This window comes from Cupriavidus sp. SW-Y-13 (assembly GCF_009793345.1).
GTDB lineage: Bacteria > Pseudomonadota > Gammaproteobacteria > Burkholderiales > Burkholderiaceae > Cupriavidus.
The window spans coordinates 3445532-3459386 of record NZ_WHLX01000001.1 but is presented as its reverse complement, the minus strand read 5'-3'; the positions used below and the strand labels follow the sequence as shown (position 1 = coordinate 3459386).

14 protein-coding genes are annotated in these 13855 nt (G+C 62.0%); 13 read left to right on the top strand and 1 reads right to left on the bottom strand.

All coding sequences use genetic code 11. The annotated features are described in order from the left end of the window. The first annotated feature begins 3 nt into the window (after positions 1-3). Together GA566_RS15530 and GA566_RS15525 are read left to right on the top strand one after the other, a co-directional pair. Positions 4-1863: a branched-chain amino acid ABC transporter ATP-binding protein/permease gene (locus GA566_RS15530; RefSeq protein WP_160473140.1), complete on the top strand. Its 1860-nt coding sequence runs from the start codon at positions 4-6 to the stop codon at positions 1861-1863. A 21-nt stretch (positions 1864-1884) separates the two neighbouring features. Next, positions 1885-2628: an ABC transporter ATP-binding protein gene (locus GA566_RS15525; RefSeq protein ID WP_160473139.1), complete on the top strand. Its 744-nt coding sequence runs from the start codon at positions 1885-1887 to the stop codon at positions 2626-2628. A gap of 110 nt (positions 2629-2738) precedes the next feature. Here the strand turns inward: GA566_RS15525 and GA566_RS15520 are convergent, their stop codons facing one another. Then, positions 2739-3662, bottom strand: a complete 924-nt coding sequence (locus GA566_RS15520; protein ID WP_160473138.1) for a LysR substrate-binding domain-containing protein — start codon at positions 3660-3662, stop codon at positions 2739-2741. A 127-nt stretch (positions 3663-3789) separates the two neighbouring features. On the opposite strand from GA566_RS15520, the gene GA566_RS15515 reads away from it, so the two are divergent. The 11 genes from GA566_RS15515 (at position 3790) to GA566_RS15465 (ending at position 13819) form a co-directional block, all read left to right on the top strand. Further along, the gene (locus tag GA566_RS15515; protein ID WP_160473137.1) at positions 3790-4806 is read left to right on the top strand and encodes a tripartite tricarboxylate transporter substrate binding protein; all 1017 of its coding nucleotides are present in this window, start codon (positions 3790-3792) and stop codon (positions 4804-4806) included. A gap of 3 nt (positions 4807-4809) precedes the next feature. Further along, positions 4810-5691 carry an N-formylglutamate amidohydrolase gene (locus tag GA566_RS15510; RefSeq protein WP_160473136.1) on the top strand — a complete coding sequence of 294 codons (882 nt, stop codon included), beginning with the start codon at positions 4810-4812 and terminating at the stop codon, positions 5689-5691. 213 nt (positions 5692-5904) lie between these two features. Then, positions 5905-7860 (top strand): tRNA uridine-5-carboxymethylaminomethyl(34) synthesis enzyme MnmG, encoded by a 1956-nt coding sequence (gene mnmG, locus GA566_RS15505; RefSeq protein ID WP_160473135.1) that lies wholly within the window; start codon positions 5905-5907, stop codon positions 7858-7860. Positions 7861-7881: 21 nt separating this feature from the next. Continuing rightward, positions 7882-8568 carry a 16S rRNA (guanine(527)-N(7))-methyltransferase RsmG gene (gene rsmG, locus GA566_RS15500; protein WP_160473323.1) on the top strand — a complete coding sequence of 229 codons (687 nt, stop codon included), beginning with the start codon at positions 7882-7884 and terminating at the stop codon, positions 8566-8568. A gap of 75 nt (positions 8569-8643) precedes the next feature. Next, positions 8644-9417 carry a ParA family protein gene (locus GA566_RS15495; protein ID WP_137926235.1) on the top strand — a complete coding sequence of 258 codons (774 nt, stop codon included), beginning with the start codon at positions 8644-8646 and terminating at the stop codon, positions 9415-9417. Positions 9418-9451: 34 nt separating this feature from the next. After that, positions 9452-10345 carry a ParB/RepB/Spo0J family partition protein gene (locus GA566_RS15490; RefSeq protein ID WP_160473134.1) on the top strand — a complete coding sequence of 298 codons (894 nt, stop codon included), beginning with the start codon at positions 9452-9454 and terminating at the stop codon, positions 10343-10345. A 400-nt stretch (positions 10346-10745) separates the two neighbouring features. Next, positions 10746-11213 carry an ATP synthase subunit I gene (locus GA566_RS15485; RefSeq protein WP_370459311.1) on the top strand — a complete coding sequence of 156 codons (468 nt, stop codon included), beginning with the start codon at positions 10746-10748 and terminating at the stop codon, positions 11211-11213. Positions 11214-11506: 293 nt separating this feature from the next. Continuing rightward, positions 11507-12370: a F0F1 ATP synthase subunit A gene (gene atpB / locus GA566_RS15480; protein WP_137926237.1), complete on the top strand. Its 864-nt coding sequence runs from the start codon at positions 11507-11509 to the stop codon at positions 12368-12370. A gap of 61 nt (positions 12371-12431) precedes the next feature. Continuing rightward, positions 12432-12698, top strand: a complete 267-nt coding sequence (gene atpE / locus GA566_RS15475) for a F0F1 ATP synthase subunit C (RefSeq protein ID WP_092138471.1) — start codon at positions 12432-12434, stop codon at positions 12696-12698. A gap of 105 nt (positions 12699-12803) precedes the next feature. After that, positions 12804-13274, top strand: coding sequence for a F0F1 ATP synthase subunit B (locus tag GA566_RS15470; RefSeq protein WP_137926238.1), 471 nt, complete (start codon positions 12804-12806; stop codon positions 13272-13274). A gap of 2 nt (positions 13275-13276) precedes the next feature. Further along, positions 13277-13819: a F0F1 ATP synthase subunit delta gene (locus tag GA566_RS15465; RefSeq protein WP_160473133.1), complete on the top strand. Its 543-nt coding sequence runs from the start codon at positions 13277-13279 to the stop codon at positions 13817-13819. The last annotated feature ends 36 nt before the right edge of the window (positions 13820-13855 follow it).

Here is a 13855-nt window from a genome sequence, read left to right as displayed (position 1 = left end):
GCGATGACGATGCTCACTGACAAACCGCTGGAGAAAACCATGCGTGACGCACCGGCATCGGGCCATGCAGCGGTGACGCGCGGCGCGCTGCGCAATCGCATCTTCGTCGTCGCCTTCGTGCTTGTGCTCGCGCTGTTGCCCGTGCTGCCGACACCTGAGTTCTGGATCACGCTCGGCAACTACATCGGCCTCTACAGCATCGTGGCGATCGGGCTGGTGCTGCTCACGGGCGTGGGGGGCATGACATCGTTCGGGCAGGCCGCATTCGTGGGGCTGGGCGCGTACAGCACGGCGTACCTGACCACGCAGTTCGGACTCTCGCCGTGGTTCGGCCTGCTCGTGGGGCTGGTCATCACGATGGCCTCGGCCTACGTGATCGGACTCATCACGATGCGGATGTCAGGCCACTACCTGCCGCTCGCGACGATTGCGTGGGGACTATCGCTGTTCTTCCTGTTCGGCAATCTCGAATTCCTCGGCAAGTACGATGGCCTGAACGGTATTCCGGTTCTGTCATTCTTCGGCATCGACCTGCAGTCGGGCCGCTCGATGTTCTACCTGATCTGGGTGGTGGTGCTGCTGTCCGTCTTCGCGATGCAGAACCTGCTGAACTCGCGCCCCGGCCGCGCCATTCGCGCGCTCAAGGGCGGCGGCACGATGGCCGAGGCGATGGGCGTGAACACCGCCTGGATGAAGGTGGTGATCTTTGTCGTGGCGGCGATTCTCGCGTGCATCTCGGGCTTCCTCTACGCGCATCTGCAACGCGCGGTGAACCCCACGCCGTTCGGTCTCAACTACGGCATCGAATACCTGTTCATGGCCGTGGTGGGTGGCGTGGGCCACGTATGGGGTGCGGTGCTTGGCGCGGGCATTCTCACCATCCTCAAGGACGTGTTGCAGGGATTGTTGCCGCGCCTGCTTGGTAGCACGGGCAACTTCGAGATCATCGTCTTCGGTGTGCTGATGGTGCTGCTGCTGCAGTACGCGCGCGATGGCATCTGGCCGTTCCTGCGCAGGCTTGTGCCATCGGGTCCGCCCGTTGCGGCACCCGATCACGCTGCACCATTGCCCGTGCGTCAGAAGCCCGAAGCCGGCGAGCTGGTGCTCGATGTCACGCGCGCACGCAAGCAGTTCGGCGGACTCGTTGCCGTGAACGATGTGAGCTTCCAGGTGCGTGCTGGCGAGATCGTCGGACTGATCGGACCGAACGGCGCAGGCAAGTCCACCACGTTCAATCTCGTCACCGGTGTGCTGCCGCTGACTGCGGGCGAAGTGCGTTATCGCGGCGAGGTGATTTCGGGTCTGCCGTCGCGCGAGATTGTGAAGCGCGGCGTGGGCCGCACGTTCCAGCACGTTCATCTGCTACCGACCATGACGGTGCTGGAGAACGTGGCCATCGGCGCACACCTGCGCGGTGACTTCCGTCCGCAAGGGGGCGTGATGGCGGCGATCCTGCGGCTGAATCGCACGGAGGAACAGAAACTCCTCGCCGAAGCGAAACGGCAACTCGAACGCGTGGGTCTCGCCGACTGCATGTACATGGAAGCAGGCAGTCTCGCACTGGGGCAGCAACGCATTCTCGAAATCGCACGGGCGCTGTGCTGCGACCCTGCGCTGCTGCTGCTCGATGAACCCGCCGCGGGTCTGCGCTACAAGGAGAAGCAGGCGCTGGCCGATCTGCTGCGCAAGCTCAAGGGCGAGGGCATGAGCGTGCTGCTCGTCGAGCACGACATGGACTTCGTGATGAACCTGACCGATCGCCTCGTGGTGATGGAATTCGGCACGCGCATCGCGGAAGGCGTACCTGAAGAGGTCCAGAAGAATCCGGCGGTATTGGAAGCCTATCTCGGCGGCGTCGAGTGAAGCGTAGCGTGAGGAATTGAGATGAGTCTGATTCTTGAAGTGAAAGACCTGCACGTGCGCTACGGCAAGGTGGAGGCCGTGCATGGCGTGAACCTGAAGGTGGAGGCCGGCAAGATCGTCACGGTGATCGGTCCCAATGGCGCGGGCAAGTCGACGATGCTCAATGCGGTCATGGGTGCGTTGCCGGTGACGGGTTCCTCCAGCGGCTCGGTGCGCTACCTGGATCACGACATGACCGGCATCCCGGTGGAAGGGCGCGTGGCGCGCGGCATGTGCCTGGTGCCGGAGAAGCGCGAGCTGTTCGCCACGATGAGCGTGGAAGACAACCTCCAGCTTGGCGCCTTCCGACGCAAGCGCGCAGGGGAGCGCAACTACCTCGACCAGATGGAAGTCGTGTACGGCCTGTTCCCGCGCCTCAAGGAGCGCGCGAAGCAGGAAGCCGGCACGCTGTCCGGTGGCGAGCGCCAGATGCTGGCGGTAGGGCGCGCGCTCATGGCAAAACCGAAGCTGCTGATGCTCGACGAGCCGAGCCTGGGTCTGGCGCCGCTGATCGTGAAGGAGATCTTCCACATCATCAGTAATCTGCGTCAGACAGGCGTTGCCACGCTGCTGATCGAGCAGAATGCGCGCGCGGCGCTGCAGGTGGCCGACTACGGGTATGTGATCGAGACCGGCGACATGGCGATGGAAGGAGAAGCCTCGGATCTCGCCAGCAACCCGAAGGTCATCGAGACCTATCTGGGGCTGGCGAAGAAGGCCGCCTAACCTCGATTTCGGCGGCTGCGTATACGTATGGAAAATAATGGCGCCCTTGTGGCGCCATTTTTCATTCGTCAGAACGATGTTGTTCACAAAGATATCCACAGTGTGGATATCTACGTTCGGACCAAGGCAGCGATATCGCTTTTGGCCAGTTCCAGCAGCCATTCGCGGAAGATCCTGAGCGCTGGATGGTCGCGCTTTTCGCGTGGCGCGCAGAGGAAGTAACCCCGGTTCAAGGTCACCGGCAGGTCGAACGGTGCGACCACCTGACCGGCCTGCAACGCATCCCTGACAAGGCATCGCTGGAGAACGGCGATGCCCATGTCGGCCTTCACCGCCTCCAGAAGAATCGACACCTGATCGAATCCGCGCGCCAGTGTTGGCGCAGCATCAGGTACGCCTGCGGCCTGCAACCAGTGTTGCCAGTTCCTGGGGGCAGTTGTGTGGAAAAGTAGCGGTTCGCCCATCAGGTCGGCAGGAGTTTTCCACAGATTGGCAGACTGTCTGGCGTGAGCGCGCGCAGGGTGGCAGATCGGCACCATTTCCCGACCGATCACATAGTCCGCCTGCCAGTTCGGCCACGTACTGGCCTCGCCCGTCAGCAATGCGGCATCGGGTTTCGCGCCCGAGAAATCCTCGTCGCGGCGATAGGGCACGAAGTCCAGTCGGATGTCCGGATGCTTGCGGTGGAAGTCCGGCAGGCGCGGCACCAGCCAGACGCTGGCCAGCGTGGGCACGGCCGAGAGCGTCAGATGATGGCGGCGGTCCTCGCCAAACATCGCCGCGCTGGCGGTTTCCAGTGCTGCCAGAGGCTCCGCAATCCCCTCCAGGTAGCTGCGACCCGCCTCGGTCAACGTCAGGCGGTGCGCATTCCGATACACGAGCGGCTGGCCGAAGTGGGCCTCCAGACGGGCGATGGCGCGGCTGATAGCGCCTTGCGTGACGCAGAGCGTATCCGCAGCGCGCGTGAAGCTACCGAGCCGGGCGGCCGTGACGAAGGCATGCAACTCGGACATCGAAGGCGAGCGTATACGCATGGCGCTCCGAAGATGATCTTTGGTAATGGAAGCGTGCAATATAGTCGTTTGTGCGAGCTCGGTAAACTCAACGACACTGGCCGCTCGGGACCCCGAATCGAGAGCCAGAAAAGAGGAGTTTGCACAGATGAACCGAGCCCACAAAGCCCACGGCGCGCGTCGCCGTCTAGTGTTGTCCACAGTGTTGTCCACAGCCGTCGCAGGTGCCTTGGGCACGCTTGCACTGCCGGCCGCCGCACAGTCCGGCTACCCGAACAAGCCGATCCGGCTCGTCGTGCCGTTCGCGGCGGGCGGCACCACCGACCTGTCGGCTCGCCTCGTAGCCGAGTTCGCTGGACGCGAGTTGGGTCAGACTATCGTGGTCGACAACAAGGGCGGGGCAGGGGGCTCGATCGGGATGGAGCAGGTCGCGCGTTCGGCGCCGGATGGGTACACCATCGGCATGGCCACGGTCAGCACCCATGGCTCGAACCCAGCCGTTTATCCGAAGCTGGGCTACGACCCGATCAAGGACTTCGCGCCCGTGACCAATGTCGTGGCGATTCCGAGCATTTTTGCGGTACATCCCAGCGTACCGGCCAAGACGATGCAAGAGTTCGTGGCACTGGCCAAGGCCAATCCCGGCAAGTATACGTTCGCCTCGCCGGGCGCCGGATCGCTCGGTCATGTCAACATCGAGAACTTCATGACGCTGGCCAAGATCGATCTGCTGCACGTGCCGTACAAGGGCGCCGGTTTGGCGCTCAACGATGCGGTGGCAGGGCAGGTCAACGCCATTACCGACAACCTCTCGACCACGCTGCCTCACGTGAAAGCGGGCCGCCTGCGTGCCCTGGCACTGCTCGGCGCGCAGCGCTCGCCGCAGCTGCCTAACGTGCCGACCTATGCCGAACTTGGCTACAAGGACATGGGCGAGGGTGGCTGGTTCGGTATCGTGGCGCCGGCCGGGACGCCGCAGCCGATCATCGACAAGCTTAATGCCGCCATCCACAAGGCCATGCAGCAGCCTGAGTTCAAGCGCCGGGTGGACGAGTCGGGCGGCACGCTGATGCCGACCACGCCGGACCAGTTCAAGGCGCAGATCCAGCAGGCGCTGACTCGCTATGCGCGAGTGGCCAAGGCCGCCAATATCAAGCTGGACTAAGCCATGCAGCCTTTTGAAGCCATTCACGGCGACGCATCGGACGGTCCTTTCACGCTGGCTTTGCCGCAGGGCGAGGCACTGCCGCTGGTCTGCGACTCTCCGCATAGTGGCGTCCACTACCCGGGCGACTTCGGCGCTGCGGTGCCTCTGCAGCGCCTGCGTGGTGGCGAGGATACCCATATCGACGCGCTCTGGCAGGGCGTACCTAAGGTTGGCGGCACATTGATTGCGGCTACGTTTCCCCGGGTCTATATCGATCCCAACCGCACCCTGGACGACCTGGACCCGGAGCTGCTGGCATCGGCATGGCCCACGCCGCTTGCACCGGGACCGAAAACGAAGCTGGGGTACGGCCTGGTTTGGCGGAGGATCGATGCGGACACGCCGATCTATGATCGCCAGCTTTCCGTTGCCGAGGTGCAGAATCGAATTTCCCGGTACTACCAGCCATACCATGCCGCATTGGATCGGGCAGTGGAGTCCGCGTACGAGCAATTTGGCGCACTCTGGCATCTGAACCTGCACTCGATGCCAAATAATGCCTACGAGCGTCTGAAGATCAAAAGCCCGCATCCGCTGGCGGACTTTGTCCTTGGGGATCGGGATGGCACGACGTGCGAGCCGGGGATTGTTGAGCTGATCGAGCGGGAACTGCGCGGGATGGGCTACACGGTGGCGCGCAACGATCCCTACAAGGGTGTCCAGTTGATTGCCCAGATCGGCCGACCGGCGGAGCGGCGCAACAGTTTGCAGATCGAGATCCGCCGCCCGCTCTACATGGACGAAGCAACCAAGCAACCCAATGCGAGTTTCGGGTCGCTGCAGCGCGATCTTTCCCGTCTCTGTCAGACCGTGGCGGCCTATATCCGAAGCCATCAGACGTAGTACGTTTCACGTGAAACATACTTTGAAGCCCCGCCGTGTGCGGGGCTTTTTACATTCGATGTTCCACGTGAAACAACACATTTGCGACGGCTAGCTCCCATGGCCTCATGTTTCACGTGAAACATCGGGGCAGGGCACGGGACGGCCAGTTGATTGCCGCTATAATTCGGCATCCCGCATTTTTCCCGCCCAGCCTCCCGGAGGAGGTGTCCCATGCTTTACCCAAAAGAATTCGATGTCATTGTTGTCGGTGGTGGTCACGCCGGCACCGAAGCCGCTCTCGCCGCCGCGCGAATGGGCTGCCAGACGCTGCTTCTGACCCACAACATCGAGACCCTTGGTCAGATGAGCTGCAATCCGTCCATTGGCGGCATTGGCAAAGGCCATCTGGTCAAGGAAGTGGACGCCATGGGCGGCGCGATGGCTGCCGCGACGGACGAATCCGGCATCCAGTTCCGGATTCTCAACTCCAGCAAGGGCCCGGCCGTTCGCGCCACGCGTGCGCAGGCTGATCGCGTGCTGTACCGTGCCGCGATCCGTACCCGGCTGGAGAATCAGCCGAACTTGATGCTGTTCCAGCAGGCTGTGGATGATCTGATGGTGGAGGGCGACCGCGTCGTCGGCGCTCGCACCCAGGCCGGTATCGACTTCCGCGCGCGCGCCGTGGTGCTGACAGCCGGTACGTTTCTCGATGGCAAGATTCACGTCGGACTGGACAACTACACGGGCGGGCGTGCGGGCGATCCCGCGGCCGTGTCGTTGTCGGCGCGTCTCAAGGAATTGAAGCTGCCCCAAGGCCGCCTCAAGACCGGCACGCCGCCGCGTATCGATGGCCGCACGATCGATTTTTCGCTTATGGAAGAGCAGCCGGGCGATCTCGATCCGGTGCCGGTATTCTCGTTCCTCGGTCGCGCAGAACAGCATCCGCAGCAGTTGCCTTGCTGGATTACACATACCAACAGCCGTACGCACGACATCATCCGCGGTGGCCTCGATCGCTCGCCAATGTACACCGGCGTCATCGAAGGGGTAGGGCCGCGTTATTGCCCGAGTATCGAGGACAAGATCCATCGCTTTTCGTCCAAGGAAAGCCATCAGATCTTCCTGGAGCCGGAAGGGCTGACCACGAACGAGTTCTACCCGAATGGCATCTCGACCAGCCTCCCGTTCGATGTGCAGCTCGATCTCGTGCATTCGATTCGCGGCATGGAGAATGCGCACATCCTGCGTCCCGGCTATGCCATCGAATATGACTACTTCGATCCGCGTGGCCTGAAGGCGTCGCTGGAAAGCAAGGCCATCGACGGCCTGTTCTTCGCGGGCCAGATCAATGGCACGACCGGTTACGAAGAGGCCGCGGCGCAAGGGCTGCTGGCCGGTATCAACGCCGGATGCTTTGTGCGCGAGCGCGATGCCTGGACGCCGCGCCGTGACCAAGCATATCTGGGTGTGCTGGTGGATGATCTGATCACGCGTGGCGTGACTGAGCCGTATCGCATGTTCACGAGCCGTGCCGAGTTCCGCCTGAGTCTGCGCGAAGACAACGCCGACATGCGCCTGACCGAAGTTGGACGTGAACTGGGTGTGGTCGATGACGCGCGCTGGGATGCCTTTAACCGGAAGCGCGACGCTGTTTCACGTGAAACAGAGCGATTGAAGAGTACGTGGGTGAACCCCACGCTGCTGCCCGCCGCCGACGCCGTGCCGCTGCTCGGCAAGGCCATCGAGCACGAGTATTCGCTGGCCGATTTGCTGCGTCGCCCAGAAGTCCGCTACGAAGCACTGGTGACGTTGCAGGACGGACGCTATGCACCGTCTACGCCACTGGCCGACGATGCGATGCTGGCCGAGCAGATTCGCGAACAGATCGAGATCGGGATCAAGTATCACGGCTACATCGCGCGGCAGGCCGCCGAAGTCGACAAGCTCGAAGCCAACGAATCCACCAAGCTCCCGCCGAACTTCGACTACACCGAAGTGCGCGGACTGGGCTTTGAAGTAAGTCAGAAGCTGAACCAGCATCGTCCGGAAACGTTGGGCCAGGCGTCGCGGATTTCCGGCGTCACGCCGGCCGCGATCTCGCTGCTGCTCGTGCATCTGAAGAAGAAGGGCATGGGACGCACGCCGCCGACGAGTCCGTCGACGGCTAGCGGGCAGGAGGCAGCCTGAGTGGCGGGTTATCGGACTCCTGTGATCGACGAGGCCGCGCAGCGCACGCGACTCGAAGCGGCGCTGACGACCATTGGTCTGAAGCTGTCTGCGGCGCAGATTGAAACGCTGCTGTCGTATCTGACGCTGCTACGCAAGTGGAACAGCGTCTACAACCTTACCGCCATCCGTCACCCCGACGAGATGCTGACGCACCATCTGTTCGATTCCCTGGCGGCGGTGCCCGCCTTGGCCGAAGCTGCGCGCAGCATCACCGTACCTGACGCTGCGCGGGGCAGGGTGCTCGACGTGGGCTCTGGCGGTGGCATGCCGGGATTGCCGCTTGCCATCGCTTGCGCGGACGTGTCGGTGTTGATGGTCGATATCGTCCAGAAAAAGACGGCCTTCCTGACGCAGTGCCGCGCCCAGTTGCAACTGACCAATGCCGCCGCGCATTGGGGGCCGGTCGAAAAGATCGAGGACACAAACGGATATGCGGTGATCACGTCGCGCGCATTCGCCGAGCTGACTGACTTCGTGAATCTGTCCGGACATTTGCTGGGACCAGGCGGCAAGCTGCTCGCCATGAAGGGGGTGTATCCGCAGGCCGAGTTCGATCGGATGGACGCGGCAGGACTGATGGAAGCGTGGCAAATCGACGCTGTGCCGCGTTTGCACGTGCCCGAACTCGATGCCGAGCGGCATTTGGTAGTGTTATCAAGGCGTTGAATTAGCCTGATCTAGTTTTAAAACGTACTATTCTTTCAACGAATAAGAGTGGTGCAACGAGGAGCTTCTGCGCATATGGCCAAGGTATTCGTGATCGCAAACCAGAAGGGCGGCGTCGGCAAGACCACCACCACGGTGAATCTTGCTGCCGGACTGGTTGCGCAGGATCAGCGTGTGCTGCTGGTGGATCTGGACCCGCAGGGTAATGCCTCGATGGGTTCGGGTATCGACAAGCAGGCGCTCGAACATAGCGTGTATCAGGTACTGGTGGGATTGGCCTCGGTGTCGCAGGCGCGTCAACGCTCCGAGTCGGGTGGCTACGATGTACTGCCGGCCAACCGCGAACTGGCTGGAGCGGAAGTCGAACTCGTCGAGCTCGACCAGCGCGAACGCCGGCTCAAGCAGGCCCTTGCGGAAGTCGATGACCAGTATGACTTTGTCCTGATCGATTGCCCGCCGTCCCTGTCACTGCTGACACTGAACGGACTGTGCGCGGCGCACGGGGTCATCGTGCCGATGCAGTGCGAATACTTCGCGCTCGAAGGGTTGTCGGATCTCGTCAACACGATCAAGCAGGTGCACGCCAATCTCAATCGCGATCTCAAGGTAATTGGCCTGCTGCGCGTTATGTTCGATCCGCGCGTCACGCTGCAGCAGCAGGTCTCGGCGCAGCTCGAAGCCCATTTCGGCGACAAGGTGTTCAAGACCATGATTCCGCGCAACGTGCGATTGGCCGAAGCGCCGTCATATGGCATGCCCGGCGTGGCCTTCGATGCGACCTCGAAGGGCGCCAAGGCCTATCTCGATTTCGGCGCGGAGATGATCGCGCGCGTGCGTCAGCTCGGTTGAGCGGCAACAAGCATTGGACAGGAAGGTGGCGAGCATGGTGACCGCAAAGAAGAAGGGCCTGGGCAGGGGACTGGAAGCATTGCTCGGCGGCCCGGCCGAGATTGTCGAAGCCGCGAAGGAAACCGGCGCGCCGTCGGTGCTGCGCGTGGATCAGTTGCAGCCCGGCAAATACCAGCCGCGTACGCGCATGGACGAAGGCGCGCTGCAGGAACTGGCCGCCAGCATCCGCGCGCAGGGTCTGATGCAACCGATCCTGGTGCGCCGCGTGGCCGAACCCGACCGCTACGAGATCATCGCGGGCGAGCGACGTTACCGCGCATCGAAGCTGGCCGGCCTCGACAAGGTGCCGGTGCTCGTCAAGGACGTGGCCGACGAAGCCGCCGCCGCGATGGCGCTGATCGAGAACATTCAGCGCGAAGACCTGAACCCGTTGGAAGAAGCGCAAGGCATCATGCGCCTGATCCGCGAATTCAGTTTCACGCACGAGCAGGCCGCGGAATCGGTGGGACGCTCGCGCAGCGCGGTGTCCAACCTGCTGCGCCTGCTGAACCTGGCCTCGCCGGTGCAGACCATGCTGATGGCCGGTGATCTCGACATGGGGCACGCCCGCGCACTGCTGGCCGTGGATGGTGCCAACCAGATCACGCTGGCCAATCAGATCGTGAACAAACGGCTGTCGGTACGTGAAACCGAGAAGCTGGTGGCCTCGACGCTGAAGCCGTTTGATCTCAAATCACTCAAGCAGAAGCAGGGCAACGGCACGCGCGACGTGGCACGGCTGGAAGAGGAGTTGTCCGACACGCTGGGGCTGGCCGTCCAGATCAGGCTCGGTGCGCGCGGCAAGGGTCAGTTGACGATCCACTTCCCGAGCAACGACGCGCTCGATGGGGTACTGACACGGCTGCGCGAACCTGAAGCCAGCGCATAACCGGTTTACCCGTCATTCGGCAATGTTTTACTGGTGGATATTTCGCGCTGTCGGCCCGGCGCGACACCTGCACATCGCGTGCACCAGCCTGCGGCAGACAATCTGCGCGATAACCGAACGCCCCCGCAGCGATGATTCATTGCGGTGCGCAGCCGCACGGCGTCAACGGGGGCCAAAACACCATGATTCGCGCAAGGACGAGCGCAATCCAATTACGTTTCGCATCATTGCCGCGCAATTTCGCACCCGCCATCATGAAGACGTGATAGCAACCGTTGTGCGAAATTCAATGCAAGCTAACTGAAAGCAGATTGACTCAAGTTGGCGATTCCTAATAGAATCGTGCGGTTTGAAATCTGGCCGGGCCGGAAAAATTCCGGGTTGGGCCGAGACTGGGCAGGTGGTGGTGCGAGACCTTCGTGACGAGTGGGATGATAACGCCCGGGATGAGGACGAAGCTGTCGATCCGCTGTCGCGTGCCGAGGCGGTGAAGCTGCTGGGCGAGCGCGCGTTGCGTCCGTCCCGCATGACGCCAGGCAAGGTGGTAGTGGCTCAGGTAATCGTGACGCTGCTTTCGGCACTTGCCTGGTCGATGTTTGCGCAGGGTGGCATGGCCTCAGGCTGGTCCGCTTTCTTCGGTGGCATGGCGTGTTTCGTACCCAGCGGCTTCTTCGCGCTGCGCTTGTACGTTTCGCGCAAGCAGCCATCGGTTGGCGGCCTGGTGGCCGGCGAGGCAATCAAGATCTTCGGCACCGTGGCACTCCTGGTGCTGGTGATCGTGCTGTACCGTGATTTGCACTGGGTACCTTTGCTGGTCACGTTCCTGTTGGCACTCAAGACTTATTGGGTGGCGCTCGCGATCCGCTAAGCGGATGAACGCGAATCCCGTCGCCCTTGGCACTGCACAGGCAGCGCCGCGGCGTGGGGCTTGCGTCTCAGATGAGGCACCCATCCGGATTATCAAGAGGTTTCATGCGCCGCGCGTCACGAAGGTGAAGCGCAGCGTGAGTAAGGTTTTGCCAGAAGTTTTGCCAGAACAAAGCGGCGAGCTTGCACGGGCGGTGACCGGTCATGTGACCGAAGGCCATGCAAGACGCATACCGGTGGGCCGATGAGTTGGCGCCGGACAGACCAATTTCGCAATATACCTTTCGTTTCGACATGTCAGCTGAAGCTACCGCTGGGCACACGCTCACACCCTCAGGCTATATCGCCGAACACTTGCAAAACTTGAATTCGATCGGCGGAAAGCAGCACGCCGTCGTCGATTTCAGTGTCATCAACTATGACACCGTGTTCTGGTCCGTGCTGTGCGGCGCTATCGCCGTGCTGTTCCTCTACGTTGCCGCACGCCGCGTCACGCCGGCCGTGCCGGGCCGCTTCCAGGCTTTCGTGGAAATGATCGTCGAGATGGTCGACGACCAGGCCAAGGGCATCATCCACGGCGACCGTTCGTGGATCGCCCCGCTGGCGCTGATGGTGTTCTGCTGGATCACCCTGATGAACGCCATCGACCTGATCCCCGTCGACTGGGTCACCGGCCTGAACAACCTGCTGGGCATCTTCCACATCCATCTCCCGCACCACCGCGCAGTGGCCACGGCCGACCTGAACGGTACGCTGGGCATGTCGTGTTCGGTGCTGGTGCTGATGATCTACTACAGCTTCAAGATCAAGGGCGCAGGCGGCTTCATGCACGAACTGTTCTCGGCCCCGTTCGGCGCCAAGTGGTACCTGGCCCCGTTCAACCTGATCCTGAACATCATCGAATTCCTGGCCAAGGCCGTGTCGCTGGGCATGCGGTTGTTCGGCAACATGTACGCCGGCGAACTGGTGTTCCTGCTGATCGCACTGCTGGGTTCCATCTGGACGTTCGGTGCGGACCTGTCCGCGCTGGGCTTCATCGGGCACGTGGTTGCCGGCACCGTATGGGCCATCTTCCACATCCTGATCGTGCTGCTCCAGGCCTTTATTTTCATGATGCTGACGCTGGTGTACATCGGCCAGGCTCACGATCACCACTGATTTCAGGTTCTTCGTTTTTTAGTTTTTTGGTTCTAAGTCTCTCTCAATTAAAGGAGTCATCATGCAAGCATATCTCGCCAACATCCAGGGTCTGACCGCAATCGGTATCGGCATCATCATCGGTCTGGGCGCTATCGGTGCCTGCCTGGGTATCGCCCTGATGGGCGGCAAGTACATCGAAGCATGCGCACGTCAGCCTGAACTGATGAACCCGCTGCAAACCAAGATGTTCCTGCTGGCCGGCCTGATCGACGCTGCATTCCTGATCGGCGTGGGTGTTGCAATGCTGTTCGCGTTCGCGAACCCGCTGCTGGCTGTCATTCAGTAAGTCTTTTCGGTCTGCATGATGCTGACGGGCGGCGCAGGCCTCAGTCCGATGGCCTGGCCGCCCTTGTGCATTTATCTGTAGTTTGATTACCGAAAGGAACACACCATGAATCTGAACGCAACGTTTCTTGCGCAGATGGTCGTGTTCTTCATCCTGTGGTGGGTTGTTGCCAAATTCATTTGGCCGCCGCTGGTGAAGGCGCTCGACGAACGCGCAAAGAAGATCGCCGATGGCCTCGCCGCTGCCGAAAAGGGCAAGGCGGAGCTTGAAATCGCCAACAAGCGTGTGGACCAGGCCATGGCCGAAGCCCGCACCGAAGGCGCGCAACGCGTGGCCGACGCTGAAAAGCGCGCCCAGGCAGCCGCCGACGAGATCAAGCAAAACGCCCAGGCGGAAGCCGCACGTATCATCGCCCAGGCCAAGGCCGAGGCGGAACAGCAGGTTACCCGCGCTCGCGAGACGCTGCGCGACCAGGTTGCCGTGCTGGCCGTGAAGGGTGCCGAGCAGATCCTCAAGCGTGAAGTGAACGCGCAGGTCCACGCAGACCTGCTCAATCAACTCAAGGCTGAGCTCTAATCATGGCTGAAACCGCAACCATTGCCCGTCCCTACGCCGAGGCGCTGTTCCGCGTCGCGAGCGAAGCCGGTGCAGGCAACCTGGGTGCATGGTCCGAACTGGTGTCGGAAATGGGGCAGGTTGCCGCCAATCCCGACATGCAGGCCCTCGCCACCGATCCGAACGTCCCGGGCGCCAAGCTCGAGGAAGTGTTCCTGTCGGTGCTGAAGAGCCCGGTGAACGACGAGGCAAAGCGCTTCGTCAAGCTGCTGGTAGAAAACAGCCGCCTGACGGTGCTGCCGGAGATCGCCGAACAGTTCCATGTGCTCAAGAACGCCCGCGAGGGGTCGTCCGATGTGGAAATCACCAGCGCTTTCCCGCTGGATGACTCGCAGAAGAACGACCTGGTCGCCGCACTCGAACGCAAATTCGGCCGCAAGCTGTACGCGAGCGTGGTGGTCGACCCATCGCTGATCGGCGGCGTGAGCGTCAAGGTCGGCGACGAAGTGCTCGACACCTCCGTGCGTACGCGCCTGGCTGCCATGCAAGCCACGCTGACCGCCTGACCGCAACGGCCGACGGATTGAAGAATTAGGAGCATT